This is a genomic window from Synechococcus sp. OH20, from assembly GCF_047502685.1.
Lineage (GTDB): Bacteria > Cyanobacteriota > Cyanobacteriia > Thermostichales > Thermostichaceae > Thermostichus.
The window spans coordinates 12,005-36,468 of record NZ_JANSIQ010000013.1 but is presented as its reverse complement, the minus strand read 5'-3'; the positions used below and the strand labels follow the sequence as shown (position 1 = coordinate 36,468).

20 protein-coding genes, 1 pseudogene and 1 CRISPR repeat array are annotated in these 24,464 nt (G+C 59.8%); of the genes and pseudogenes, 10 read left to right on the top strand and 11 right to left on the bottom strand.

Translation table 11 applies throughout. The annotated features are described in order from the left end of the window. The first annotated feature begins 247 nt into the window (after positions 1 to 247). The 4 genes from NW826_RS03580 (at position 248) to NW826_RS03565 (ending at position 4,047) form a co-directional block, all read left to right on the top strand. On the top strand, positions 248 to 1,615 hold the full coding sequence (locus tag NW826_RS03580) for a glutamate-5-semialdehyde dehydrogenase (protein ID WP_414334773.1): 1,368 nt from the start codon (positions 248 to 250) through the stop codon (positions 1,613 to 1,615). A 253-nt stretch (positions 1,616 to 1,868) separates the two neighbouring features. Beyond that, complete coding sequence (locus tag NW826_RS03575) at positions 1,869 to 2,402, top strand: RNA recognition motif domain-containing protein (protein WP_414334772.1); 534 nt, start codon at positions 1,869 to 1,871, stop codon at positions 2,400 to 2,402. Positions 2,403 to 2,485: 83 nt separating this feature from the next. Then, positions 2,486 to 3,277, top strand: coding sequence for a DsbA family protein (locus tag NW826_RS03570; RefSeq protein ID WP_414337112.1), 792 nt, complete (start codon positions 2,486 to 2,488; stop codon positions 3,275 to 3,277). Positions 3,278 to 3,300: 23 nt separating this feature from the next. Further along, on the top strand, positions 3,301 to 4,047 hold the full coding sequence (locus NW826_RS03565; protein ID WP_414509463.1) for an HNH endonuclease: 747 nt from the start codon (positions 3,301 to 3,303) through the stop codon (positions 4,045 to 4,047). Between the two features lie 12 nt (positions 4,048 to 4,059). On the opposite strand, the gene NW826_RS03560 is transcribed toward NW826_RS03565, so the two are convergent. Beyond that, complete coding sequence (locus NW826_RS03560) at positions 4,060 to 5,160, bottom strand: SPOR domain-containing protein (RefSeq protein WP_414509462.1); 1,101 nt, start codon at positions 5,158 to 5,160, stop codon at positions 4,060 to 4,062. A gap of 190 nt (positions 5,161 to 5,350) precedes the next feature. Further along, a complete protein-coding gene (locus NW826_RS03555; protein ID WP_414334768.1) occupies positions 5,351 to 5,758 on the bottom strand; it encodes a hypothetical protein in 408 nt (135 codons plus the stop codon). Positions 5,759 to 5,852: 94 nt separating this feature from the next. Here NW826_RS03555 and recJ point away from each other — a divergent pair, with 94 nt between their 5' ends. From recJ to NW826_RS03525, 6 genes and pseudogenes are all read left to right on the top strand, one after another. Beyond that, a complete protein-coding gene (recJ, locus tag NW826_RS03550; protein WP_414334767.1) occupies positions 5,853 to 8,306 on the top strand; it encodes a single-stranded-DNA-specific exonuclease RecJ in 2,454 nt (817 codons plus the stop codon). A gap of 6 nt (positions 8,307 to 8,312) precedes the next feature. Then, positions 8,313 to 8,978, top strand: a complete 666-nt coding sequence (locus NW826_RS03545; RefSeq protein ID WP_414334766.1) for a metallophosphoesterase family protein — start codon at positions 8,313 to 8,315, stop codon at positions 8,976 to 8,978. Positions 8,979 to 9,014: 36 nt separating this feature from the next. After that, positions 9,015 to 9,608, top strand: a complete 594-nt coding sequence (gene rdgB / locus NW826_RS03540; protein WP_414509461.1) for an RdgB/HAM1 family non-canonical purine NTP pyrophosphatase — start codon at positions 9,015 to 9,017, stop codon at positions 9,606 to 9,608. A 114-nt stretch (positions 9,609 to 9,722) separates the two neighbouring features. Continuing rightward, positions 9,723 to 10,763 (top strand): hypothetical protein, encoded by a 1,041-nt coding sequence (locus NW826_RS03535; RefSeq protein ID WP_414509460.1) that lies wholly within the window; start codon positions 9,723 to 9,725, stop codon positions 10,761 to 10,763. A gap of 46 nt (positions 10,764 to 10,809) precedes the next feature. After that, positions 10,810 to 11,427: a dTMP kinase gene (gene tmk, locus NW826_RS03530; RefSeq protein ID WP_414509459.1), complete on the top strand. Its 618-nt coding sequence runs from the start codon at positions 10,810 to 10,812 to the stop codon at positions 11,425 to 11,427. 162 nt (positions 11,428 to 11,589) lie between these two features. Further along, positions 11,590 to 12,369: pseudogene (locus NW826_RS03525) on the top strand (CHAD domain-containing protein); the annotation flags it as partial. Between the two features lie 138 nt (positions 12,370 to 12,507). Further along, positions 12,508 to 14,494: a CRISPR direct-repeat array (repeat unit 36 nt; unit sequence GTTTCCAATTTCTAGGGATCCCCCCGAAGGGGGAAC). Positions 14,495 to 14,746: 252 nt separating this feature from the next. Here NW826_RS03525 and cas2 read toward each other — a convergent pair. From cas2 to cas10, 9 genes are all read right to left on the bottom strand, one after another. Continuing rightward, the gene (cas2, locus tag NW826_RS03520; RefSeq protein ID WP_414335550.1) at positions 14,747 to 15,025 is read right to left on the bottom strand and encodes a CRISPR-associated endonuclease Cas2; all 279 of its coding nucleotides are present in this window, start codon (positions 15,023 to 15,025) and stop codon (positions 14,747 to 14,749) included. Next, entirely contained in the window at positions 15,025 to 16,014 is a 990-nt protein-coding gene (gene cas1, locus NW826_RS03515) for a CRISPR-associated endonuclease Cas1 (RefSeq protein ID WP_414509458.1), read from the bottom strand. The genes cas2 and cas1 overlap by 1 nt, the downstream gene beginning before the upstream one ends. A 133-nt stretch (positions 16,015 to 16,147) precedes the next feature. Continuing rightward, a complete protein-coding gene (gene csx18 / locus NW826_RS03510) occupies positions 16,148 to 16,312 on the bottom strand; it encodes a CRISPR-associated protein Csx18 (RefSeq protein WP_414509457.1) in 165 nt (54 codons plus the stop codon). Between the two features lie 29 nt (positions 16,313 to 16,341). After that, positions 16,342 to 18,300 carry an RAMP superfamily CRISPR-associated protein gene (locus tag NW826_RS03505; protein WP_414509456.1) on the bottom strand — a complete coding sequence of 653 codons (1,959 nt, stop codon included), beginning with the start codon at positions 18,298 to 18,300 and terminating at the stop codon, positions 16,342 to 16,344. Between the two features lie 29 nt (positions 18,301 to 18,329). Continuing rightward, positions 18,330 to 18,971, bottom strand: coding sequence for a Uma2 family endonuclease (locus tag NW826_RS03500; protein ID WP_414509455.1), 642 nt, complete (start codon positions 18,969 to 18,971; stop codon positions 18,330 to 18,332). Beyond that, positions 18,971 to 19,363, bottom strand: a complete 393-nt coding sequence (locus tag NW826_RS03495) for a hypothetical protein (RefSeq protein ID WP_414335540.1) — start codon at positions 19,361 to 19,363, stop codon at positions 18,971 to 18,973. Before NW826_RS03495 ends, NW826_RS03500 begins: the two co-directional genes overlap by 1 nt. A gap of 13 nt (positions 19,364 to 19,376) precedes the next feature. Further along, a complete protein-coding gene (gene cmr4, locus NW826_RS03490; RefSeq protein WP_414415126.1) occupies positions 19,377 to 20,147 on the bottom strand; it encodes a type III-B CRISPR module RAMP protein Cmr4 in 771 nt (256 codons plus the stop codon). A 44-nt stretch (positions 20,148 to 20,191) separates the two neighbouring features. Then, entirely contained in the window at positions 20,192 to 21,316 is a 1,125-nt protein-coding gene (locus tag NW826_RS03485; protein WP_414509454.1) for a type III-B CRISPR module-associated protein Cmr3, read from the bottom strand. After that, complete coding sequence (gene cas10 / locus NW826_RS03480; RefSeq protein ID WP_414509453.1) at positions 21,313 to 24,303, bottom strand: type III-B CRISPR-associated protein Cas10/Cmr2; 2,991 nt, start codon at positions 24,301 to 24,303, stop codon at positions 21,313 to 21,315. The genes NW826_RS03485 and cas10 overlap by 4 nt, the downstream gene beginning before the upstream one ends. Positions 24,304 to 24,464 lie beyond the last annotated feature (161 nt).

The following is a 24,464-nucleotide window of genomic DNA, read 5'->3' as shown; positions in this document are numbered from 1 at the left end:
ACGGAAGTGCAAGCAAAAGCTTTCTCTCGTCCGCCCTCATCCCAGAAGCATCGGAGATGAAGGAGGAGTACCCCGCCGCAGCCGGTGGGATCCAAAGTTTGGTAGGCTGCAAATGGCACAGCCCGAATGTGCCTAACCTAGCATAGGGATCCCCACAAGGGCGCTCCTGGGATCCCATTCATCACACATCCCAACCCAATTGCCGCTCTTTGTTCTGGATGGGCGCTTGTGCCGCCTTCTTGACCCTATGTCCCTCTCCACCGACTGCCCCAACTCGCTTGCGGCCGCTTTCGATCGGCCTTTGCTGTCCCAAGTGCAGTTGGCCCGCGCTGCCGCCCAGCGCACAGCCACCTTGCCCACTGCTATTAAAAATGCTGCTCTGGAGGCCATGGCCACCGCCCTGCTGGAACACCAAGAGGCCATCTTGACGGCCAACCAGGCGGATTTGGAGCAGGCAGCAGAGAGGGTCGAGGCCGGGGAGTTGTCGGCAGCCGCCTATGCCCGCCTGAAGCTGGATCCCCACAAGTTGGCGGACATGGTGGCCGGAGTGCGGCAGGTGATCCGGCTAGGGGATCCGGTGGGCCGAGCTTTGCTGATCCGAGAGCTGGACGAGGGGCTGGTACTGGAGCGGCGCACCTATCCTTTGGGAGTGCTGGGGGTGATCTTCGAGTCGCGGCCCGATGCTCTGGTGCAAATTGCCGCCCTGGCGGTGAAAACGGGCAATAGCGTCTTGCTCAAAGGGGGATCCGAAGCCCTGCTCTCCTGTCAGGCGTTGATGGCGGCCATCCAGGCGGGGCTGCAGCAGATCCCGGACTTTCCCCAGGGATCTTTGCAGCTGCTCACCAGCCGTGAGGAGATCAAAGCCCTGCTGCAACTGGAGGGGCTGGTGGATCTAATTATCCCCCGCGGCTCCAGCAGCTTTGTCCGCTACATCATGGAAAATACCCGCATCCCGGTGCTGGGCCACGCCGATGGCCTGTGTCACCTGTACGTGGATCGGGCTGCCGATGTGGAGATGGCGGTGAGGCTGACGCTGGACAGCAAAACCCAGTACCCCGCCGCCTGCAACGCCATCGAGACCCTGCTGGTGCACGCGGACATTGCCCCCCAGTTTTTGCCCCCGGCGGTCCAGGCGCTGCGCGAGCAAGGGGTGGAGTTGCGCGGGGATCCCCGCTGCCGCGAGCTGGTGCCGGATCTGATCCCGGCCACTGAGGCCGACTGGAGCACCGAGTACGCCGATTTGATCCTCTCGATCAAGATGGTCGGCTCCCTCGACGAGGCCATTGCCCACATCCAGCAGTACGGATCCCGCCATACCGAGGCCATCGTGACCGAAGATGCCGCCGCCGCCCGGCGATTTCTGGATGAAGTGGATGCGGCAGGAGTCTTTCACAATGCTTCCACCCGCTTTGCCGACGGCTTCCGCTACGGCTTTGGGGCAGAAGTGGGGATCAGCACCCAAAAACTGCCGCCGCGCGGCCCGGTGGGTTTGGAGGGCTTGGTGACCTACCGCTACCAACTGCGAGGGCAAGGACATCTTGTAGCCGACTATACAGGCCCGCAGGCCCGGCCTTTTCAACATCGAGATCGTCTGAACAACACCGGTTTGGCCTAGGGGACACGGCCTGCCCCGGAAAGGTTATGAGGCAAGCGTTCATAAAAACCGTTCTCCTCGTCTTGGCAGCTCCAGGTTGGGGTAGATTAAAGAATAGCTCTGTGATTTGCAAAGGTTGTGCTTCGTGTCGCGCTGTGGTGTGACAATTAACGATTGGGTTCTGGACTCCAACTGTGCCGACTTGAGCGCCTTTGACCCAGCACCTTGCTTTTTGGTCGCCTTTTGTTATTTCGATTAGGAGCTTCACTGAATCATGTCTGTGCGTCTGTATGTCGGAAATCTGCCGGAAGAGGTGGATCGTCAGGCGTTGGAGAAGCTCTTTCGCTCTGCCGGCGAGGTGATTTCCACCAAGGTGATTCGGGATCGCAAGACCGGCAAGTGTCGCGGCTTCGGATTTGTAACGGTGAATACCGAGGAGCAGGCGCAGCAGTACATCGAAAAGTTCAATGGCCACAGCTTTGGGGATGTTAACTTGCGCATTGAGATCGCCCAGCCGCGCGACCGAGGGGAAGAGGCCCCATCCAAAGCGGCAGCTCCTGAGCCCTCAGCCAAAGAGTCTGGCAAGGAGTCTAAAGATTCCAGAGCATCCAGAGATTCTGAGGCCAAAGGCTCTAAAGATCCATCAGCAGGAAACTCTGCTCCCAGCAAAAAGCAACGCCAGCGCGGCAACAAAGGCGGGCGCGCCACTGTCGCTGCCGCCAGCGAGGCAGCCTCTGAGCCGGATCCCCGCTGGGCCAGCCAGTTGCAGCGGATCAAGGAGCAGCTTCTGCAGGCCACCAATTCCTGATCCCCCCGAAGGAGTGATAGACACCGTTGGGATCCGACGGTAGGCTGTGTGGAGTTCTGGGCATGTCTGAGAGGGGGGTTAGGATGAATAGGCTGGTGAGGGTTTTTCGCGCTTGGGCTCAGGCCGGACTTTTGCTTGGGCTAATGGTTCTGCTGGAAGTGGGAAGTGGAGCTGCGGTTTTCCTGCCGGCGGCGGCGGCCCCGGCAGATTTGGAAGAGCAGGTGCTCCAGATCATTCGCAAGAACCCCCAGGTGATCCTAGAGGCTGTCCAGGAATACCAGCAGCGACAGTACCAAGAGCAACAGCAACAGCAGCAGCAGTTGGCGGAAGAATTTGGCCGTCAGTTGCGGGAGAACCCGCGTGCCGTCATCGGAGACTCTCCCCAACTGGGATCCGAGGCTTTGCGGTTGGTGTTGGTGGAGTTTTCCGATTTTCAATGTCCCTTCTGCGCCCGCGCCCACGATACCCTCAAACAGTTCATGGCCGAGCACGGGAACGAGGTGACCTTGGTGTACAAGCACCTGCCCTTGACCAGCATCCACCCGGAGGCGATGGCGGCGGCTCGCGCGGCTTGGGCTGCCCAGCGCCAGGGTAAGTTCTGGGAATTTCACGACGAGCTGTTCGCCAACCAATCCCAGCTTGGAGATGCGTTTTATGTGGCCACTGCCGAGAAGTTGGGCCTGAACGTGGAGAAGTTCAACCGGGATCGGCGCAGCCGGGCGGCAGAGCGAGCCATTCAGCGGGATATGGATCTGGCCTCTCAACTGGGCATTGGCGGCACGCCCTATTTCATCTTGAACGGCATTGCCTTCTCGGGGGCGCAGCCGCTGGAGGTGTTTGAGCAGACGCTGCAACAGGCCAAACAAGCTCTTTAGCCCGTTCAGGGTCTTAGGTTCTGATGTCGAGTCCCTATCGTTGCCCGGAGTGTGGGGATGAGTTCCTGTTTCGACCGGATCCCTGCCCCACCTGTGCCAGCCGACAATGCCAGAAGCAGCGGGCCGCTCGCGCCAAGGAAAAGCGGGGCAGCTACGACCTGACGGGCCAAGTTGCTGCTGCCGAGTTCTGGCAACTGTTGCGCTGGTACCCCTGTTGCCCCTGCTGTGGCAGGCCATGGTCACAGGTGGGATCCGCTCCTGTCCAGGATCACATCATCCCCCTCAGCCGCGGAGGGCCCAACACGGCTGCCAACTTGCAGCCCCTCTGCCCGGCCTGCAACGGCTGGAAGGCAGACTTTCTCATCTATTTCGACAGGGCTGTGCCGGGTCAGGTGCGACCCTTGCCCCAGCACCTTTGGCCCAGCTTTCGGCGTTGGCTCCGCCTCACCGGGGCCAATCGGGGGGTGGAGGATGTCCACAGCATCTTGTCCAGCCCCTGCGAAAGGCAACTGGACTGGTTGGATCCCAGCTTAGATCTTGGCGGCGGGGATCGCCCCCACGTGGTGCAACAGTTGGCCTATCCCCTGGCCAGCCCGGCCCAATTGCAGGCGGAAACCCTGCGCCTCACCCTAGTGGCGATCTCACTTGCAGAAGGATCCCTGGCGATTCCAACAAGCGGTGCAAAGGGCAGCGAGGCCCAATGGGGCTATTCTCAGCAGCAGCGAGACGGTTCCCGACCTTCCGGAGAGGGGCTGGGGGTGAGGAGCTGAAGCTGGCTGCTGCTACTCCACGGGCAGGATGCGGGCGTCAAACCCCGCCTCGGCCAGGGCGCGCCGCGCCTGTTCGGCATTGGCCCGCTGCCGGTAAGTGCCCACCTGAATCACAGAGCCGCGCACAAAAGCGTCAGGGGCAAACTGCTGCAGCTTGGGCAGCGCCTCTGCGCCGGCGGATACCACCACCCAAAATCCGCCTGTGCCTTCTTCGCGCAGGGATGCGGGAGAGGGGGTGGGATCCTGAACCAGAAGCGGTCGAGAGCGGCGCAGATCGGCGGGGAAGATCCCGGCTTCGTAGCCTCGGTCGGCCAGGTACCGCACCTGTTCGGCGGCAGCAGCCGGATCGGCAAACCCGCCCGTGCGCACCACCCGCAGGTCGTCGTAGATCAAAGGCAGGGATCCCTCTAGCAGTTGTTTGAGTGCAGGCCATTTCTCACCGCTGGGATCCGCCACCAACACCCAGTAGCGCTCCCCCTGAGGTGGATTGGAGTCGGGATCCCCTACAGCTTCCTCCCCTGCCAGCGACACCGCCACTGCCGGCAAGCCCTGGGCGGTCAGCCAGCGGGCCTGATCCTGCGCCAGCGACAGGCGGGAGAAGGTGCCCGTCTGCAAAGCCGCCTGGCCGCGGTACTGCACCACAGCAGCTCCTGGAAAAAAGCGGCGCACCCGCTCTTCCAGCCGGGGATCCCTGCTGGGGTTGGGCACTTGGGTGGCAAAGGGCCGCTGGGGATCGGAGGGGGGAGCCGTTGGCGCCGGCGGGGCAGGGTTTTCAGAGCTGGGGGAGGGGCGGTCGGGCGCTGTTTGGGCGGGAAAAGCGGGCGAAAGGGGCGGATCCGTATCTTGACGGCTCACCACCCGCACCGGCAAGCCCAACCGTTCCAATTCAGCCTGGCGGCGTTGGGCGTGGTTGCGGTTGATGAACGTCCCCGCTAAAATGAACACCTGCCCGTCCCCTTGCACCAAATAGGCATCCGGCACCTGGCCGCGCACCTGGGCTAGAGCGGCTGCCTCGTTGGCCAGCACATGTACCTGGTAGCGGGTCAAGGCCAAAGCAGCAGGCAGGGCGAGGACAAAAGCCGCCAGGGATCCGGCCAAGAGGGCCGCTGTCATCCCCAGCCGTGGAGCAGGGAGCCCCTGCCACCCTGGAGCGGCCCTTTGGTTTATAAGCCATCTGCGGCACTGAAACAGCCCGGCGTTCACGGGATAAGCACAGACTTAGCGCATTTTTGGGTGCATCTCTAGTATAGACAGGTCGGCAGAACTCCACCCCTGGCGGGAATGGTTTGCGGCCCAGGGGTTTTCAGAAGCGGCGGCGCCGGCGGCGCCGAGCAGTCAGGGTGCGGGATCCCCCCAGGGCAAAGCGGATGATCTCCGTCTTGTACTGCTGCGAGCCCTCTGTGTAGTGGGCAAGCTGAATAGCGGATCCCTGGCCGGAGGGAAGAGCTGGCAAGGGCTGATCCGGGGTTTCGGCTTCGAGGGCGATGAAAAATCTTAGACGCAGCAGCACCTCCAGTTTAGACAGGCGCTCGGTCTGTTCGGGCACGAGGCGGCCGAGAGAGATTTGGAGGCGCGGCCTGCGGCGCCGGGATCCAGGGCGGCTCCAAAGCTGCCGGGCCAACGTCCACAGAGAGGCTTGCTCAGGAGACTTGACCAATAGCTTCCAGCCTGTCAGCGGGTTGAGGCCATAGGTAAGCAGCAGAGAATACATCGGCGGCAGGAAAGAGCAGAGGAGCGTTTTGAGTTAATGTCAAAAGGATAGCCCATAGGCCAACTGTAGCACTGCTACCTGAAGACCGATTGCAATGGCCGGGATCCCTGCCCAACGCTGGCTGTTTCATTCTGCAGACACACTGGCTGCCCAGAACTTGGCCGAGGCAGTGGGGGTCTCCTCTGTGTTGGCTCAGATCTTGCTCAATCGCGGCCTCTCTAGCCCTGCTGCTGTGCAGCGGTATTTGCAGCCGGATCCCGCCCACCTGCCCCCGCCCAGCCAGGATTTTGCCGATTTGCCGCTGGCGGTGGAACTGCTGGATGGGGCGATTTGCCGACAAGAGCCCATTGCCATCTGCGGCGACTACGATGCCGACGGCATGACCAGCACGGCTCTGCTGCTGCGGGCGTTGCGGGGCACGCCAGTGGTTTACCGCATTCCCAGCCGCATGACCGAGGGCTATGGCCTCAACAGCCGCATGGTGCAAGAGCTGCACCGCGAGGGGGTGCGCCTCATCCTCACGGTGGACAACGGCATCTCTGCCCACGAGCCCATCCAACTGGCCAAAGCCCTAGGTTTGACGGTGATCGTGACGGATCACCACGATTTGCCGCCCCAGTTGCCCCCTGCCGACGCCATCCTCAATCCCAAACAGCTCCCGCTCTCTTCTCCCTATCGAGGGATGGCCGGGGTGGGGGTGGCCTACCTCCTGGCCCAGGCGCTGGCGGAGCGGCGCGGTGACGGCCATTTGGAGCGGGTGGCGCTGGAACTGTTTACCGTGGGCACCATTGCCGATTTGGCGCCGCTGACAGGGATCAACCGCCTTTGGGTGCGGCAGGGGCTGAACCTCTTGCCCACTTCCCAGGTGGCCGGGATCCGCGCCCTGTTGCAGGTGATGGGGGTGCAGGGATCCCCAGAGGAGCTGCGGCCTGAGTGGATTGGGTTTGGCCTGGGGCCGCGCATCAACGCCGTTGGGCGGATTGGCCAGGCGAGAATGGGGATCCAGTTGCTGACCACCGACGACCCGCAGCAGGCGGAGAAACTGGCCCGCCGCTGCGAACGCCTCAACCAGGTGCGGCAGCAGATGTGCAGCCGCATCGAGGCCGAGGCCCTGGAGCAAATTGCCCGGCAAGGTCGGGATCTGCGGCAGGAACGGGTGTTGACGATTTTGGGATCCCCGCAGCAGAAATGGCACAAAGGGGTGATCGGCATCGTGGCCTCGCGCTTGGCAGAGCGTTTGGGCTGTCCGGTGTTCATCGGCAGCCAGTCGCGGCAAGGAGAGGTCAGCGGCTCGGCGCGGCAGGGGATCCCGGAGTTCGACGTGTTTCAGGCGTTGGAGTTTTGCCAAGATCTGTTCAGCAAACACGGCGGCCACCCGGCGGCAGGGGGATTTAGCCTGAGGGCGGAAAACTGGCCTCTTTTTGAAGAGCGGCTGCGGCAGTTTGCCCAACAGCAGTTGCAGCCGGAGCAGATCCAGCCGCTGGTACAGATCGACGTGGAGGTGGCACTGGCGGATCTCACCCTTGACCTCTATCGAGAGCTTCAGCATCTGCAGCCCTGTGGCATCGGCAACCCTGAGCCGGTCTTCTGCAGCCGCAACCTGCAGGTGCTGCAACAGCAGCGCTTTGGCGCAAGGGCCGTTAGTGGGGATACCCCCAGCCACCTGAAGCTGCTGGTTCAGGATCCCGACACTTCTGCCTTTGGCAACCGAGCAGAACCCTCACTAGCCTCAACCGCCAAAGCCCGCAGCCGTCCCCTGTGGGCCATTCGCTGGCGAGGGGCTGAGAATTATCCCCTGCCCGACCGAGTTGACCTCGCCTACACTCTGAAGGCCAAAACGTGGCAGGGAGAAACCCAACTGGAGCTGGAAATTGTCGGGATCCGACCTGCCCAAGAGGCTGCTGCCCGCACTCCCCCCTTTCCTCTGGACGCTGCTCCTTCCATGTCCCACTCCCAGAGCGAGACCGAGTCCTCACCCCTGTTGATCTGGCGACCCACCCCCCAGCCCACCCAGCCTTTGCGTTGGCAAGCTGTAGACCGGTTTTCTGTCCTCTTGCCCCGGGCGCGGGGAACCATCCTGTTCTACGGCTTCCGCCGCCCTTCGCTTGTCCTGTCTTCTGGGCGGCACTTGACTCTCCACTACGACCGCCCCCAAACCGGCCACCGCTACGATCAACTCTGGTTGTGGAGTTGGCCTCCTTCTGTGGATCACCTCAAGTGGCTGCTCTGGGGTACTCCCAGCAGTGAGCTGCTGATCGCCGTCCATCGGCAAGCGGTGCCCCTACCCTCCGCCACCGGCTTGCAACGCCAGCTCCGCCAATACCTGCAAACCCACAGCCAGGTGGATCTGCTGCGCTTGGCCCAGCAATGGTGGCTGTCTCCGGCGGTATTGGTGGCAGGCTTGCGCTCCCTGGGGTATGCCTGTTCGGATTTTGGCCCCACAGGATCCCTGGACGAAGAACTGGAAGCCCAGCAAGCTTGGTACCGCAGCTCCTGGCAGCAAGTGGCCGCCCGGCTGCTGCAGATTCCTTTTGCGCCAGCGGTGTAGGGCAGCATGGGAATTAAGCTACTGCTGGGCTCCGACTACCACGGCAGCGACCGGCTGATCCGGCAGGCCCTGGCCCATCTGCCACAGGTGGATGCTTACATCAACTGCGGCGATTTCTGTTCCAAGGCCGGCAAGCCCTCCCGTAAAGCCACCCAGGGCTTTCATCCGGCAGCGCAAGCCGAGGTAGCCCAGTTGCAATCTTTTCTGGCGGCGGTGGAGAGTTTGGGCAAGCCCTGGCTCTTCCTGCCCGGCAACCACGATCCGGCGGCTGCGGTTTTGGATTCGCTGGCTGGCAGTTGGGGGCGGGCCATCACCCAGTCCTGCTGCTTTGAGTGGCTGGGGTTACAGGTTTTGGCTGTGCCCTGGACTCCCCCCTGTGGTTGGAGCTGGTCTCTCACCTCCGGCCATTTGCAGGAGCTGCTCCACCTCTACCGTCAACCCCCCCGGCCCATTGACCTGCTGCTGACCCATGCTCCGCCGCAAGGTCTTTTGGATGAAGGCGGAAAATGGTATCACCATTGCACGCCCACTTTGCGCCCCTTATTGGAACAGGTGCAGCCGCGCTACTACATCTGCGGACACATGCATTGGGATGGGGGCAAGGTAGAGCGGTGGGGATCCACCCTGGTGATCAACGCGGCTCTGCACAACATGGTTCTCGAGATTGATTAGGTAGGGATCCCTTGGATTTGCGCTAGGATCCCTTTCATGCCCCGTTCTTTGATCTTGGCCAGCAGCAGCCCTGGCAAATGGCGCGAGTTCAACGCCTTTTTCCAAGCCCATGCCCCCGCTTGGGAGCTGCGCCCCATGCCTGCCGAGCTGACTGTGGAAGAGAGCGGCAGCACCTTTGTTGAAAATGCCCTTCTCAAAGCCAAGGCCGTGGCCAAAGCTCTGAGAGAGTGGGCCATTGCCGACGATTCCGGCCTGGCGGTGGCAGCCCTTGGCGGCGCCCCCGGGATCCACTCGGCTCGCTATGCTAACAGCGATGCCGCCCGCATCCAGCGGCTGCTGCAGGAGATGGAAGGGATCCCAAATCGCCGAGCCACCTTTCACTGCGCCATCGCCCTGGTGGATCCCCAGGGCCAGGTGCAGGCGTTGGTGGAAGGCCTTTGCCACGGGGAAATCTTGACCCAGCCGCGGGGAAAGGGGGGGTTCGGCTACGACCCGCTGTTTTGGGTGCCGGAGGTGGAGCTAACCTTTGCCGAGATGAGCCCGGCGCAAAAAGAAGCCATCGGCCACCGCGGCCAGGCCCTACGTGCCCTCAAGGAGCAGTTGCTCGCCTTGGAGGGCAGTCTGGGCTAGCCTAGACTCACCAAAGGCTTGGGAGCTGCTAGGATACACTAGTCCAATTCTTGAGGGTTTGGGACAGGGAAAACCCTCTTGCGTTGGCAGCCGAAAGGGAGTACTTGAGGCAACATGAGCTTCTCCGAGTTTGAGGATCGCGATCCCACCGCCGCGACAGAGCAGGCTGCTGGCCGTGGTTCTCCAGATTCTACTTCCAGTCCAAACTCCAGCGGAGCAGCGGGCGGCCGTCGTTCTCCGCCCCCTTTGCCGGAAGAGGGCTCAACTGTTGCGGGCGCAGAAGATTGGCTGGATGAGGAGAATGGGCGGGATAGCCACAGGGCTTCGCGACCTTCTGGCCGCAGCCGAGACAACGAAAAGGGTGAGCAGAGAAGAGCGGGTGAGCGTTCTGGACAGGCCCTAGTTCCCCGCCGTTCTGTCTCCGGCAGCCGGAACGGATCCGCCCGCTCTTCTGCCTATGCCGGCTCCTACCGGTCTGCAACTTACGGCTACACCGCCGGCTACGGCGGCAGTGGAGGATATGGAGGTGGAGGACGCAGCAGCAGCTCCTCAGGGGGAGTCTCCTCCTCGGATCTGACAATCCTGCTGGTGGTGGCCTTGCTGGCTTTCTTCGGCGGGTTTGCCATCCGCAACATCTTTGCCGAGTCGGGCGGCTTCGACGATGAGCGTCCCATCCGCGCGGCCAACGTGCCGGCGGCCTTCCGGGATTTTTGCTTTGCCTACAATGGCACGGCTTCCTTTACCGTGGTGCAACTGACCAGCGTTTCCGCCCTCACCATGGCTTCGGTGCCCATTTACAAGATGGACACCTGCACCATCCCCGTCAGCCAAACCGCCAACGCCCTGCAGGCCTTGGGCATCCGCGGGCGGGCAGACACCTTAGGCCCACAATTGGGGGGATCCAACCTCACCCTCATCCAGCTCCCTCTCGCCAGCGGCTTGGCCCGCGCCATCTACAACCAGTTTCCCAGCTTAGCCACCCAGGGTAACGAGGCCCAGGTTTTGTCCCAACTGGAAACCACCATCAACGACGCCCTGCGCTCCAACATCGAAGGGCTGGCCCTGCAAGGCCTGGAGCCCACCAACATCCCCGATGTGTACGTGATGGTGCCGGGGCACTCCTTCAATTTGCAGCCTCAACTCAACCTGCGCTAGCCATGCCCCTCAAACAATCCTTTGACACACTCTCCTGGGCGAGGACGTGTTCATCACCTTAGAAGGTGGAGAAGGAGCGGGCAAAACCACTCAGCAGTCCCTTTTGGCCGAGCAGCTTCAACAAGAGGGCTATGCTTGCCTGTGTACCCGCGAGCCAGGGGGCACAGCACTGGGAAAGGTGCTGCGGGAGCTGCTGTTGCACGGGGATCCCATGACGCCGCTGGCCGAGCTGCTCCTGTACGCGGCGGATCGGGCTGAACACGTGAGCAAGGTCATCGCGCCGGCCCTGGCGGCGGGACAAGTGGTGATCTGTGATCGCTACACCGATTCCACCCTGGCCTACCAGGGCTACGGTCGGGGGCTGGATTTGGGGCAGATCCGCCAGCTCAACCACTTGGCCACCGGCGGGCTGCAGCCGCATCTCACCCTGTGGCTGGATCTTGCTCCCGAAGTGGGGCTAGCGCGCTCCCATCTTGGCGACAAACTGGAACAGGAGCACCTGAAGTTCCACCGCCGCGTCTACCAAGGGTTCCAAGCCCTGGCCGCTGCAGAACCGCAGCGGACTGTCCGCATCGATGCCGAGGGATCCCCTGCCGAGGTAGCCGCGCGCATCTGGTCGGTGGTGAAGCCCCGCCTACCCCGGCGCGACAACAGTGCAAGCTAGTATCTCTCCCCTCTCGCCCTCTTAAAGTTAAGATTAGGTTAAGAAGCAAAGCCGCTCTACCTCTTCCTAGGTTAGGTTGGCTGGGCAGCTCCGCGGGCGAGAGTTTTGTCTTTTCGATTGCTTCGCTGGGCTTTTGGAAAGGGAGACCTGTCTATAGATGCGATGTTGCTGGGTACCGAGCAAAAGGGTGAACAGAACCAGATCATGCTTTCCCCTTTGTCCTCGTCCTCTCTGGCGCTCCAAGCCCACCAACTGTTGAGCCAGCAATGGCAGCGACTGCAAAAACACGTGCGGCGAGTTCTGGCCCAGCATCCAGAGGCAGTAGAATCCTTGCATCAAATCCGGGTGATCCTGCGCCGTATTGGCACCTGGGTGGAGGTGTTTCAGGGATCTGTCCGGCTGCCCAAACCTCTTAAGCCCAAACGCCTGCAAAAGTTGGCCAGGGCTTTGGGCAAACAGCGGGATCTGGACGTGCTGCTGGAAATCCTGCAGGAGCCGTGCTGGGAAGGGATCCCGGCGGCCCAGCAAGCGGAGCTGGAGAAGCTAAGGCAAGATCTGCGGCAACGTCGAGCCCAAGCTGAGAAGCGCTCCCGTCGCATCCTCGAAGATTCTGACTTTCTGGAGTTTCAAGCCGCCTGCGAGCAGTGGCTGGCTCACCCGCGCTACAAGCCTCAGGCAGAGCTGCCTTTGCTGGAAAGCTTGCCCCATTTGCTGACCCCTCTGCTGGCCGAGTGGCTGCTGCAACCGGGTTGGCGGATCCCTGCTTTTCCCAGGACGGAGGCTCAAGCTGAGCAACTGCACGAGCTGCGCAAGGCTACCAAACGGCTGCGCTATCAGGTGGAGTTTTTTGCGCCCTTTTACGGGGAAGCCATGCAAGATTGGATAGCGACCCTGAAGCGCCTGCAAGACCAACTGGGCCGCTTTAACGACTTGCAGGTTTTGCAAGCCGAGCTGCCCGCAGACTCAGAACTGCAAACCCTTCTCCAAGAGCAACAAAAGCTAGCACTCCAGGAGTGGCCCGGCTACCAACAGCGCTATCTGTCTACTGCTGAGCAGCGGCAGCTTTATTGCAATTGGTTTGTTTCCAATTTCTAGGGATCCCCCCGAAGGGGGAACATCAACGGCGATCCCTACCCAGTTGCCTCTAACCTAATGTTTCCAATTTCTAGGGATCCCCCCGAAGGGGGAACACGGCACCTTGCCGCCAGAGCTCCAGTACGTTGACAGTTTCCAATTTCTAGGGATCCCCCCGAAGGGGGAACTTGCCTGGCAGAACAAGGGCAGCTCGCTGGACTGCAAAGTTTCCAATTTCTAGGGATCCCCCCGAAGGGGGAACAGCTCTACTGTTCATCCAGAGCTTATAGGTCTAGACCATGTTTCCAATTTCTAGGGATCCCCCCGAAGGGGGAACACTAGGAGAACCCCCATGAAGAAGTCGTTGGCTGAGATTGTTTCCAATTTCTAGGGATCCCCCCGAAGGGGGAACAAAACCTTCATACCCCTCTCCATGACTTGGTTCTTGTTTCCAATTTCTAGGGATCCCCCCGAAGGGGGAACGGTGGAGACGTTTGTCGACCCGTTGAATCGGGCGTTGGCCCGGTAGTTTCCAATTTCTAGGGATCCCCCCGAAGGGGGAACCACCTGGAGCAGATGGGCCACACCGCCCCAGAACCACTCTGGATGTTTCCAATTTCTAGGGATCCCCCCGAAGGGGGAACCCAGAGGACATTGAGAGACTCTTCTCGTCGGGGGTCTTCTGTTTCCAATTTCTAGGGATCCCCCCGAAGGGGGAACTCGGCGGAGTTTTTGGCCGAGGCCATTGCTGTGCGGCAGCGCGTTTCCAATTTCTAGGGATCCCCCCGAAGGGGGAACCAGTTGCTACATAGATCCCGTGTACCGGGTCTGCGCAGTTTCCAATTTCTAGGGATCCCCCCGAAGGGGGAACCAAACGAACCGCTACCCCCACCACCCCCGGCGGTGGCCAAGTTTCCAATTTCTAGGGATCCCCCCGAAGGGGGAACCGACCCAGAGCCCCTGGATCTCGGCCAGCGGCAGTTCGTTTCCAATTTCTAGGGATCCCCCCGAAGGGGGAACCTGGACTGCCTGAAGCGCTGGTGCTCCGATACCCCGGTGTTTCCAATTTCTAGGGATCCCCCCGAAGGGGGAACGCTCTCAGGCTGGTAAACGGGTATATCAGGATTGACGATTTGTTTCCAATTTCTAGGGATCCCCCCGAAGGGGGAACCCCGACGGGCTGGGCGAGGGGCTGCTCTACGACGGGCAGGTTTCCAATTTCTAGGGATCCCCCCGAAGGGGGAACTCAGTAAAGGCGAGCCGGCGTTCGAACTCGTGTCTCCCGTTTCCAATTTCTAGGGATCCCCCCGAAGGGGGAACAGCCTGTCTCCAACCCCCGCAAGGGGGCTTTTTTGTTGTTTCCAATTTCTAGGGATCCCCCCGAAGGGGGAACGGCTTGTTTTCTCGGCTATCCCAAAGTTGGGTTTTTGCAGGTTTCCAATTTCTAGGGATCCCCCCGAAGGGGGAACAACACTCGACGGCTTCCTAATGAAATGCGTGATAAGGTTTCCAATTTCTAGGGATCCCCCCGAAGGGGGAACAGCAGACGGCCCGCTACCCGGCTGAGGTGGAGCTGCTGTACCTGGGTTTCCAATTTCTAGGGATCCCCCCGAAGGGGGAACTAGGCCAAGTAATTGACGTTTAATTTTTCCTCTTTTCAAGTTTCCAATTTCTAGGGATCCCCCCGAAGGGGGAACCTCGATTTTCCTCACAGTAGGCTTGCTGAGGTTATTGTGTTTCCAATTTCTAGGGATCCCCCCGAAGGGGGAACTGGAATTAATCAATGCAGTGAGAGAAGAGTATCTAGAGTTTCCAATTTCTAGGGATCCCCCCGAAGGGGGAACGCCAGTTGGCGGAACCGCTCTATGTCCCCGCCTTTGAGTTTCCAATTTCTAGGGATCCCCCCGAAGGGGGAACAATTGAGGGGGTTTAACGGCCCCCCCTACACACTGTAGGGGTTTCCAATTTCTAGGGATCCCCCCGAAGGGGGAACTCTACCCCTATTAAACCCAAGCGGGGCAAGGAATGCAAGACCCATTTGCGAGGGGGTCGGTCGAAGACGGCAAAAAAGGGCCTGGAAGAGGGGGGGCAAGAGGCCTGAAAGCCTTGTGGGGCAAGGCATCGAGCGGGTCAACGAAAGAATCGGCCTTTGCGGGATTTGGCGAGGCGCTCGCAGAGCTGCTGATACCATTTTTTTGTGCTTTCGAGAACATCAAGTACTTAGGTAGGGGGAAAGTTGCCTGAGCTACACAATGACCGAGCCAGGGGGTGCAGTTAAAGGGGGTTCACCCCAGATTTCCACTTGATCGAGGGCGTGGCTGGTGAGGGGATAGAAGCGGACGCTGTCTTCGTTGGGCTTGATCCTTTTCCGGAGCCGTAGCTTGAGCTCCTCGAACTTGTCCTTGTTGAGGACGCACTCGAAGACACTGTACTGCACCCGCTTGCCGTAGCCTTCTAGCAAGTCGGCAATTTTCTTGCGGCGCTTGTCACAGGGGGTATCGTAGGTAACAACATAAAGAAACATCAGCGAATCCGGTAAGGCTGATACAAGTCTTGAGGATTATAGACGGACTGCTTAAACTTCCTAACCTGCTGTGTCAGTAAATCCCAGCGGGGCTGATCCCCAGCAGGAGTTGTAATGGATCCCTCCATTCTCTGGAGAAAAGCTTTGAGGTATTTCTTTCTGCCAGCATCGTTGAGAAAACAGCCCCCATCTCGATACTCGAAGTCTTCTTGGATATCCATAACACTGCTGTTGACAAGCCACAGTACCAGTGAGTCCACAATAGGTGCTCGGAACTCTTCCAGCAAATCGGAAACCAGAGCAGCGTGGCGTTCACTGCTGGCATGTAGGCAACCTTGATAGGGATCCAAATCTTGCAGCTCAATCAAGGTTAATAGGTGGTTCCAGAGCACCATATAGCCAAAGCTAAGCATGGCATTGACTGGATTGGTGGGTGGTTGTCGGGTGCGCTTGAGCAAAACAAACCCTTTTTGTTGTAAGCAATTGCCCAATTCCGGGAAATACAGGGCTGCGCCGATCCCTTCAATGCCGCGCAGTTGATCTAGAGACTTAGCCTGCAGAACTTGCTCGGCCAGATGTTTCAGGCTGCGCAGGGTTAGATCCCCAGTTTCGCTGGGGCGCTGCCTAAGTTGCCGCATCAACAACACGCGGCTATTGAGGAGCTTAGCTCGCACTATCTGGGCTGCTGTTTGCAATCGCCATGCTTCAGGGAGTGCTTGTTGCCAATGGGCCAAGCGGCGGTAGCCCCTTTCAATGGGAATGAGGCGACCGTAGCAATAGCCGAGTCGGGAGAGGTAGGCAATGGGGATATTGCGCTTCAAGCACTCTCTTACAACATCGGTAGTCACCTGCGAGCGGCCGAAGATTAAAATTTGCTCCAGCAAGGGCAGAGGCACCTCCTGCAAGAGCAAATCGCCCAAATGAACCAGCACAAACTCTTGCCTGAGGCTTAGCCTGCACCCTTGCTGGGAAACATACAAGGTTCGCATTATCGATCATCTCGGCGCAGACTCTCTGAGCCTCGCCTTGGCTCTATGGAAGTGCTGGTCTTGGATTGGCGCTCTTCTGGTAAAACATCTACATTAATTTCAGGACTTGACAAAAGATCCATGACTATCTCCGTTAAGCTTCCAGAAAAGAAGCTGGCAATTGTAACCAGAATATGTTGGTAATCACGGCTGCTAGGCCCAAGGGGGCAATGAGCAAAATGACTAGTGTAATCAGGCCATTGATTGTAGCTGTAACAAGGTTTCTGAGAACTTTGGCTTTGGTCTTCTTTCTAGGCATGGTTTTCCCGAAAACTCTCCAAGATTTTTCTATCTCAAGGGCCAGATTACTCCAAAGCCATCGGCACTTCCCTTGAGCTCGTCGAGATACATTTTCCTAGGATCCGCCGTTGCTCCAAAAACGGTAACCACTTGGTAATCACCCAAATCGGCAATCCAAACTGGAGAGGGTACCTGTACACCCCCACACAAGAATTTGTCGTACCGGCCTTCGCCCTGCCGGCCAAGACGATGCAAAGTTGCCAGGGCATAGGGTTTATTAAACTCTTCCTCGCCGCTGCAGACCACAATCTGGCAGTTGGCATCCACTGCTTGCGGCCATTTATCCCTGTCAACTCGGCCAACACTTCTTGGGCTATTGGGGTTAATAGCCTGCTTGGTTAGAGTCTTGAGAGCAGCAAAAAAGTTTTCCAGACGCTTTTGGAAAAGCTTCTGAAACTCAGCCACCGATTTCGGCAGCTCCCAAAAGGCATCCTCTGACCTGGGAATTAGGGTAGAGCCGCGCCACCAGGGAGCCCGCTCGCGGTTTTGGCGGGAGTAGCAGGGTCTTCTGGCCCCTTGGCCCACACCTCCCAGATGGAACATCATCCAGGTGAGGTTGGCAAAGAGCTTTTTCGCCGCCTCTTGATCTTCCTGCGAAGCATAATTTTGGCACTCGCCCGAAAGACTCAAGACGAGGATCCCTTCTTGTCGTCCGGCAGGTTTATTTCTTCCTTGCTGATTGGGCTCCGGCTCCGGCTGAGAGACTTTGCCATCTAGGAGATCTACATGGATCCAGCCGTGTTTTTGCTTAGGGGTGATGGCGCCAAAAAGTTGCCCTTCCCACTCCTGCACCTGATCGACCGGCAAAACTCCCAGGGCAAAGGTGCGGAACCAATAGCGCAGCATATTCTTAAAGGCCACAGGCCGCACTTCGGCGATGGATCGGTTGTCGTAGCGATTCTTGTCGGGTCTCCAGTTGACTACCTGGCGCCCGTGAATGAGTTGGCCTTCTAACTCAAAGGGCAGGCGCAAGAATTCTCCTTGGCTCTTGTCCGGCGATTTCCCTGAGGGGATTAGCCGACCGTAGCCGGTATTCACCTGGGATCCCACCCCTTGCTCCAAACCCCGGAGGAGCCATTGCTTAACTTGATCCAGCATCTCATCGGTGCAGCCGCTGCCTTTGCGTAGGCCAATCAAAAAAGTGGCTTGCTTGAGAGAGAAGAACAAGTTGGGGTTGGTCGAGTATTCAAGATTTTTTCCATTCCATTTCCAGACGTTATTAGCAATATCTACAGCCAGCCCCCCCGTTTTGGAGTTATCGGGATCCTCCCGCCTTTGGGGCCGAGTGGGTGCCGGATAGGCATCCAAAAAGACAACCTTGCCGGCGCTATCTTTTTCCTCAGCTTGTAGGTGGCCAAACCAAGGAGCTACAGCTTGGTCTGCTTGATCCCAAGATAGGTTGCGCTCCTGCATCAGCTCCCGAATGGCCTGGGAGCGGGCTACACCGCGCAGGGTGGAGCCAGGAATGTAAGGGATCCCTAAGTGATCGAAAGCGGGGAGCAACATGCTCTCTGGGCCCTTGGCCCCACCGACTCGAATTCGCCAGGGACAGGTAACCTGAAGGGTGTCGCTGGCAAGGCGTTGGGTGCGCTCATTCAAAACTTTCAGGCGGGCTCCAAGGTTAATCGTTGTTTCCACTTGGTGCGCCAGCTCCGCTTTGGTGCCGTCTTTAAAAGCATCGAGCCGCGCTCGCATCCAACGCAGATATTCAATAAAACCGGCGGTGGGATCCGGCCTGGGCGTGGGATCCAAGGGGTGACCCAGCCAAGGCGAGGGCGGAGGATTGTTGCCTCCTCCGCCACCGCCTCCACCGCGCGGCTGGTTTCCCCCTCCATTGCCTCCTCTAGGAGAATTGGGCCCTCGATTTTCCTGAGGTGGCTGGCGACTGGGATCCCCTGGCCTGGGGGGACGAGCAAGCGGCTGACGAGTAGGGCGATGACCGGTCATGGAATCTTCTCCAAAAGCGGGAAACAGGGTTAGGAATTGCCAAGGGTTTGGCGAAATTCACGCAACATGGTGCTGGTACCAATTTCTAGGGCGCGTCGAATGAGTTGAGGTACAAGATTGGGGATGTCGAAGTCTGGAAAAAGCCGGCTGCGGCTTGATTCTACGTAGTCTTCTCCCTGCAGGATAAAGATCCGCAAACTTCGCTCACCCAAGATCCAAACTTCCGGCACGCCGATGGCTCTATAGGCCTCGATAAAAGTTTGAGAAGTAACGTCGGACTCGATGGCCAAATCAGGTGGGGGCAACTGATCGACATCGATCCTGCCCTCGCAACCTCGCACCAACTCCAGGTGATTGACATAGAAGCAGGTGTCGGGCTCCACTCCAGCCCTGCCTGACTTTTTAAGGTTTGTTGAGCCAAAGTCTTCCCAATCCCTACCCTGAGAATCGAGAATGGCTGAGACAATATACCCGGCAATGCGATGAAGGCGCTCGTGTTTGGATAAGGGAGACCTGATCTCAAAAGTGCCATCGTAGTAGGCAATGCGAGTGTGGCGATCTTCGCCCAGCTCCTCCAGAATGCTCTCGCAGTCTTGCCAGGTAAGAGAATGGATAACCACTCGGCTGCCTTCTTGCAGGGAAATCGATTGTAGGGGGATTGCGACGCCCATTACTCCCCTCCTTTAATGTCGTGGTAGATGGCCATGGCCCAAAAGCCAAACTCCTGAGCCAAAGCCAGCCCTAACCCTGTTAAACCTAGATACTCTTCGACTCCCAGTCCCATAAGACGATCCAGACCATTGGAGTTAGCAATTCCCTTCTGACCAGAAATCTCTTCCAGGCAATTAAAGAACTCCTTGACCACTTGCTTTTTGCCGTCTTGGCCGAGGGCATCTTCTTCTGCCTTAAGGCGCAGCAGGCCCCAGGTGGAAAGGTAGGTGTAGAGTTCCACAGCCTGGTTTTTCTGCTCCTTAAGCTTTTCTTGGTCTCTGGTTTGAGCCCTTAACTGGCGAAGGGATTCGTAAACAGGCTTGGCCAACGTGCGGGGATCAAAAGTTTCCATAAAACCTCCTCAACTAGTTCCAAGACAACTCGACAAAGCCCCGACCTAGGCTCTCCTGACCGCCAATTTGCAGAAGCTGGTTATCCTGCAGAAGCTTCCGGAATTGCTCCACTGCTTTTTGGGAACTGCCATTGGCTTGGGCTGTTACCCCCCAGGTAAAGTACATCAAGCTATCGGGGGGAATGGCCTCTTCGTAGCGAAAGCCGCCTTCTACAACTTTGTGCTCGCTGAGCTTAACTTTTACCTGCCGCCACAGGCTCATTTGAATAAGGGTGGCACAGTGCTGATCCGGCAAGACGATGACGCGGGTGATGCTGGAAGACTTGACAAAGTCTTGCCAGTTGGCCCACTTTTTCAGGCCATTTTTCAGGATGGCATCCTTGAGGTAGATGGCCCGGTTTGTCTCCAAGTTGGTGCTATAGGGATCCGGCACCTGCAACTGCTGGCCACTTAGCCGCAGCCAGCGCTTGAGCAAGAGGGGGCAGCTCATCCAGACTACGCCGTGGCTGAGGGAAGCCACCGGCACCCACAACAGGGATCCATCCCCAATCCAAATGGAGCCTTGGGTAAGCTGATCCCCCTCCCCAATTTCGTTGCCAAAGAGCTCAAACTTTAACTCTTTCTCAGCCACACTGGCCCGCAATTTGCCGCGGATGGTGCTGGAAGGAATGTAGGGCAAGTTGGTGTGGGCTTCGCGGGCAATGCCCAAGAGGTTGCCTTCTTGGGTGGTGCCGCCGGTGTGCAGGGGGGTTAACAGGGTGAGATAGACCAGGTGAAAAGTCATCGAAAAAACACTCCTTATCGACAAAGAACAGGGCTGCAAAAGCATCAGTTGACCCAGGGCAGCCAGAGCAACTCGCTGTAGCCCAACAGCCGCCAGCGGTGGAAGACGTTGAGCCGGCCATTTTCCAGCTCCGGCTCGTCCTGCCCAAGGGGAGCCGGCTGCTCTAGGTAGTAGACGCTGCCGGGTGGGGCGGCAAACACTTGCGGAGCGGGTAAGCTGGTCTTGCGCGGCTCTGTTAGGGAATCCACCTGCAGGCGGCCGCTGATGGGAACCGGCTTGCCGGTGGCCACGCTTACCAGAGGGCCGGTGAGGGAGTGGGCGGGATGGGGGGTGGCCAAGCGCCATTCCCAGGGCCAGGCGCGGCAGAGGGAGCGCCCATCCACCTTCTTGATGAACACTCCAGGCGTAACCAGGTAGGCGAGAGCCCGCCGGGTTTGCCGGAAGGTCTCTTGGGAGAGCTCCTGCAGCGCTTGCCACTGCTTGCCCAGCTTTGGGCAAGGGCCCAGGAGAGCGCCGTGGCCTTCTCCCCCCAGCCGCACCACCTCTTCTTGCTCCAGGGGCAAGGGATCCCAGGTTTCGCGCTCGGGATCCCAGCACTCGATGGAAAGAGCCAGGCTCCAGCCGGGCTGCAAGCGGATGCAGGTTTCCACAAAGTAGCCATCGGTTTCTCGCACCTGACGTTTGCCTGCCTGCAGGGTGTTGTGGGGCCGCACCTCTGCCACCCAGGGGGGCGGAACAGCTTGAGCCAGATCCCAGCCCTTGCCCTGCAGCGCTTTTTGCACCGCCTGAAAGGGCAGGTAGCCGGCGGCCTTTTGCTTGGGGCTTGGCCGTTCCTCCTCCGGAGCTGCCGCTACCAAAGGGGCGGGCCGAGTGGGATCCCAACGGTAGCCGCTGTAGGAATGCTCCTCTTCCAGCCAGGGGATGGGCACCAGCGGGGATCCCTGGTCAAGGTGCAGGGGGCTGGGGAAGTAAAGCTGCTCATCCCAGCAGAGGAAGGGGCCGCGCAGGCGCAGGGTTGCCGGCTGGCCCAGGTGGGCCAGGATGGCTCCGGCCAGGGTGTGGCCGCTGGGCGGAAAGCCGCTGGTGGCCCAGGCCCGCTCCCCCGGCGCAAAGGGCCTGGCATCGCGAAACATCCACACATCCAAAGGTGAGAGCACAAACCAACTCATCGACCGTTCCTCCCCAATTTCACGGTGCGGTTGCGCAGCACAAAGGCCGCTAGCTTAAACCAGTTTTTGATGGCCAGATCCCAGGCTGCCGGCTGGGCGGGCAGGCTGTGCTGCCAAAAGTGCTGGATAAACTCGATTAGCTTGGCCTGGAAGCGATCCCTCTGCTCGCTTTCGCCGCCAAAGAGATCCCGGCGGCTACAGAACAAGCGGGCCCAATCGGGCACAGCTTCCAAGCTGGGGGCGGGGTGCTGCTCCCAGAGCTGGGCAGCCTGCTCAAACAGCGAGCTTTGATCCTGCTGTTGGCCCAGCAACTTCCAGTCAAAATCCAGCAGGTCTTTCCACTTGTCGAAGGTGTCGAACTTGCTGGTGCCCACCAGTTGGTTGCCGTTGGCAAACAGTACCCGCACCTGGACGCTGTCCTTGGGGCTGCCATGGGCATAGGCCTGCCCTTTGGCGTCTTTTTCCGCCTCCCAGAGATTTTCCAGGGCAATGGCCAAGGGCACCGAGTGGTGGGCAATCACCACGCCAAAGCTAATACTGGCCAGGGATCCCAGAGTAAAAAGAGGGCGGCGGCTGAGGCCAGGCGGCAACTGCGCCTTTTGCCACTGCCAGTAGTCCCCTTCGTTGGCGAACTCCCGCCAGTCGTCTTCGCCGCCGCGGAAACATTGGCGGATGTCCCAGAGCCAGCCATCCCACTCCCAGAGGTTGGTATAGGCCAAAACGTCGTCTCCCCCAGCGTAGATGAGCCTGCCGGCGTAGCGCTGCTCGGTGAGGTAGGGCACCAACTGGCCGGAAAAATCCAACAGGGCGCGGCTGAGGGCACTGTGGGTGGCCGGGCCCATGCGCTTGCGGCTGTTTTTGACAAATTCGCCGAAGGCATCCTTGACCTGGTCGAGCTCCTCGGAGTTGATGACCTGGCCAATGGTGTCCTTCTGTTTATCGGCTAGGCGCTGCAGCGGCTGGGGCAGGTAGTCGTAGTAGGGTCGCATCTTCTCCCCCCTCAGCCACTGGCCCATGTCGTCGCCGTCGCCGGCGGCCAGCACGTACCAACTGGCGGGGTTGATGCTGGGGTAGTAGCGGCTGAGGGTGTCTTCTATCTCCTGGCGGCAGCGCTTCTGGGTTGCTGCGTCTGCTTCCAGGTCTTCCACCAGCCAGCCGGCGTTGAGCAGCCGCGGGTGGTAGCGTAGGTTCTGCTGGTCGGCCCACGGGATCCCCCACTTGCCGCGCATCTCCCGCAGCACTTCCCGAATGCCGGGGTGGATGGCCTCAACGGCCCGGCAGGCTTGCTCCAAGTGCTCCTGCTCCCGTCGCCCGTGGGTTTTCAGGTAGCCGGCCACACCGGCGGTGAGATCGGGGTAGGAAGCGGCAATCTTGTCTTCATCGAGGTTGGGAAAGAGCTCCGGCAACACCTTGTCCAGGGCCCGCTTGACGGTTTCGGTGGCGTTGAGCTGCTCGCGGCCATCGAAAAGCCCCGCCTGCCGCTGCCAAAGCCGCCGGCTCTCCCCTTCGCCAATCCAGCGATCCCTGGGGGAAGGGTGAACCACCGGCCCCAGGCCGGAGACAGTGCTGCGCGGTCCAAAGGCCACCGGCAGTTGCCAATCGCGGGCCTGTTTGCAAGCCGCCTGCAGCCGGCGCGTCGCCTCTACGGCTGCTGCCCACCAGGAGCCGACATTTAGCCCCGGCTTGCCCTGGCGGTGCTGCTGCTTTTGGGGATCCCAGAAGCTGATCCGCAGGAACTTCAGCTCCGCGTCGGCAAAAAGCTGCCGCTCTCCTGTTAGGTGGTAGGTGCGGTTTTGGGCGCTGACCCAGGGATCCCGTTCGACCGGCTCCTGGGACTTGAGGATGGCGGTGTCTTTGAGCCTTTGCTGGGGGGATCCCAGGGGTGCTGCTGCCCAGTAGAGCTGCCACTGGTGCTCCAGCCATCCCTCCCAGGTGGGATCCTCCGGGCGCAACTGCACCAGCCAGCGGCGCTCCAGTTGCAGGTGCTCCAGCGCTCTTTCGGCCAGGTGGCGCCATTCTTCTTTGAGGGTCTGCTGGGCCAACTGCATGGCCGCCTGCACCCGCTCTTCCGGCAACAGCAAGAGGATCACGTTGGGGAAGCCGGCGGTGAGCAGGGCGTGGGCAGAAGGTTGAGGGATCCACTCGGCAAATGCGGGATATCGCTCCAGCAGCCAGGCATCGATCAACGGCTGGCCGTAGAGACTGGGGTAGAGCAGGCAGTCGGGGCCGTATTTCTCCGCTAGGCGCCAGCAAAGCCGTGCCGAGAGGTAGTGCAACAGCCAGGATCCGGCCCAGAAATCCCGCATCTTGCGGCTGGCTTTAATCAGCTCCTGGATGGGGTTGAAGGTGAAGCTGGCCAAAAAGGGCCGCGTGAACTTGGGCTCGTCGTAGCCGGCCAAACAGCCCGCCAGGGCCGCCACGACACTGGTGTGGCTCCACAGGGATCCATCCGGCAGCCGCGTTTCCGCCGGCAAAAGCAGGAGGTTCTCATCGCCCAACTCCCGAACCAGCGCCTGGGGAAAACAGCGCCAGAACCACCAGAACACCTTCTGGATATCTTCCTCTTCTTGCCGGATCCAATCGGGAATCACCTTTTTCTCTAGCTGCATCAGGTGCTCGGCGCGGGAGCCGGCTTGCTGCAGGGCCCGGTGTTCCTCTTCGGGCAGTTGCCAAAAGCGCTTGCGCCCCGAAAGCAGATGGCTCATCTCCAGGCCCGGCCCCAGGCTGTGGCCGCGATCGGCTACCTGGTAGTCGATGGCAACCGGCAGGTGGCCAATGGCAGCCCGATCGCTGGCGGCGGCAACCAGATCCGCATCGCCAACGCTTGCTAGGAGGGATCCCTCTGCCTTGGGCGAGATCCACCCTTGCATCGCCGCTAGGTTTGGCCACAGCCCTTCCTTGGCGCGGCCAGAGGCGTCGTGGAGGGCCTTGAGGGCAGGGTCGTGCAGCAAACCCCAGAGCTTCGCTTGCCAGTAGTGATGAGACATGGTGTTTTCGCAGGAGAGTTAAAAACTGAACGCGCAAGAAAAAACCCCAGCAGCCACCCGATACCTGGCTGCAGAAGCTACAAAACAAAATCCACCGATCCCGACCAGCCCTCAGGTTTCTTTAGTATTTCTCCAGCTCAGTAGGACTTGTACAAGCTAAG

What these genes read in the sequence shown, in the direction of transcription:
- recJ (WP_414334767.1), top strand. Translation starts at nt 5,853, where the DNA reads ATGGCCGGGATCCCTGCCCAACGCTGGCTGTTTCATTCTGCAGACACA.
- NW826_RS03580 (WP_414334773.1), top strand. Translation starts at nt 248, where the DNA reads ATGTCCCTCTCCACCGACTGCCCCAACTCGCTTGCGGCCGCTTTCGAT.
- cas10 (WP_414509453.1), bottom strand. Translation starts at nt 24,303, where the DNA reads ATGTCTCATCACTACTGGCAAGCGAAGCTCTGGGGTTTGCTGCACGAC.
- NW826_RS03535 (WP_414509460.1), top strand. Translation starts at nt 9,723, where the DNA reads ATGAGCTTCTCCGAGTTTGAGGATCGCGATCCCACCGCCGCGACAGAG.
- NW826_RS03485 (WP_414509454.1), bottom strand. Translation starts at nt 21,316, where the DNA reads ATGAGTTGGTTTGTGCTCTCACCTTTGGATGTGTGGATGTTTCGCGAT.
- cas1 (WP_414509458.1), bottom strand. Translation starts at nt 16,014, where the DNA reads ATGCGAACCTTGTATGTTTCCCAGCAAGGGTGCAGGCTAAGCCTCAGG.
- NW826_RS03560 (WP_414509462.1), bottom strand. Translation starts at nt 5,160, where the DNA reads ATGACAGCGGCCCTCTTGGCCGGATCCCTGGCGGCTTTTGTCCTCGCC.
- NW826_RS03555 (WP_414334768.1), bottom strand. Translation starts at nt 5,758, where the DNA reads ATGTATTCTCTGCTGCTTACCTATGGCCTCAACCCGCTGACAGGCTGG.
- rdgB (WP_414509461.1), top strand. Translation starts at nt 9,015, where the DNA reads ATGCCCCGTTCTTTGATCTTGGCCAGCAGCAGCCCTGGCAAATGGCGC.
- csx18 (WP_414509457.1), bottom strand. Translation starts at nt 16,312, where the DNA reads ATGCCTAGAAAGAAGACCAAAGCCAAAGTTCTCAGAAACCTTGTTACA.
- NW826_RS03575 (WP_414334772.1), top strand. Translation starts at nt 1,869, where the DNA reads ATGTCTGTGCGTCTGTATGTCGGAAATCTGCCGGAAGAGGTGGATCGT.
- NW826_RS03545 (WP_414334766.1), top strand. Translation starts at nt 8,313, where the DNA reads ATGGGAATTAAGCTACTGCTGGGCTCCGACTACCACGGCAGCGACCGG.
- NW826_RS03505 (WP_414509456.1), bottom strand. Translation starts at nt 18,300, where the DNA reads ATGACCGGTCATCGCCCTACTCGTCAGCCGCTTGCTCGTCCCCCCAGG.
- NW826_RS03565 (WP_414509463.1), top strand. Translation starts at nt 3,301, where the DNA reads ATGTCGAGTCCCTATCGTTGCCCGGAGTGTGGGGATGAGTTCCTGTTT.
- cas2 (WP_414335550.1), bottom strand. Translation starts at nt 15,025, where the DNA reads ATGTTTCTTTATGTTGTTACCTACGATACCCCCTGTGACAAGCGCCGC.
- NW826_RS03495 (WP_414335540.1), bottom strand. Translation starts at nt 19,363, where the DNA reads ATGGAAACTTTTGATCCCCGCACGTTGGCCAAGCCTGTTTACGAATCC.
- NW826_RS03500 (WP_414509455.1), bottom strand. Translation starts at nt 18,971, where the DNA reads ATGGGCGTCGCAATCCCCCTACAATCGATTTCCCTGCAAGAAGGCAGC.
- cmr4 (WP_414415126.1), bottom strand. Translation starts at nt 20,147, where the DNA reads ATGACTTTTCACCTGGTCTATCTCACCCTGTTAACCCCCCTGCACACC.
- NW826_RS03570 (WP_414337112.1), top strand. Translation starts at nt 2,486, where the DNA reads ATGAATAGGCTGGTGAGGGTTTTTCGCGCTTGGGCTCAGGCCGGACTT.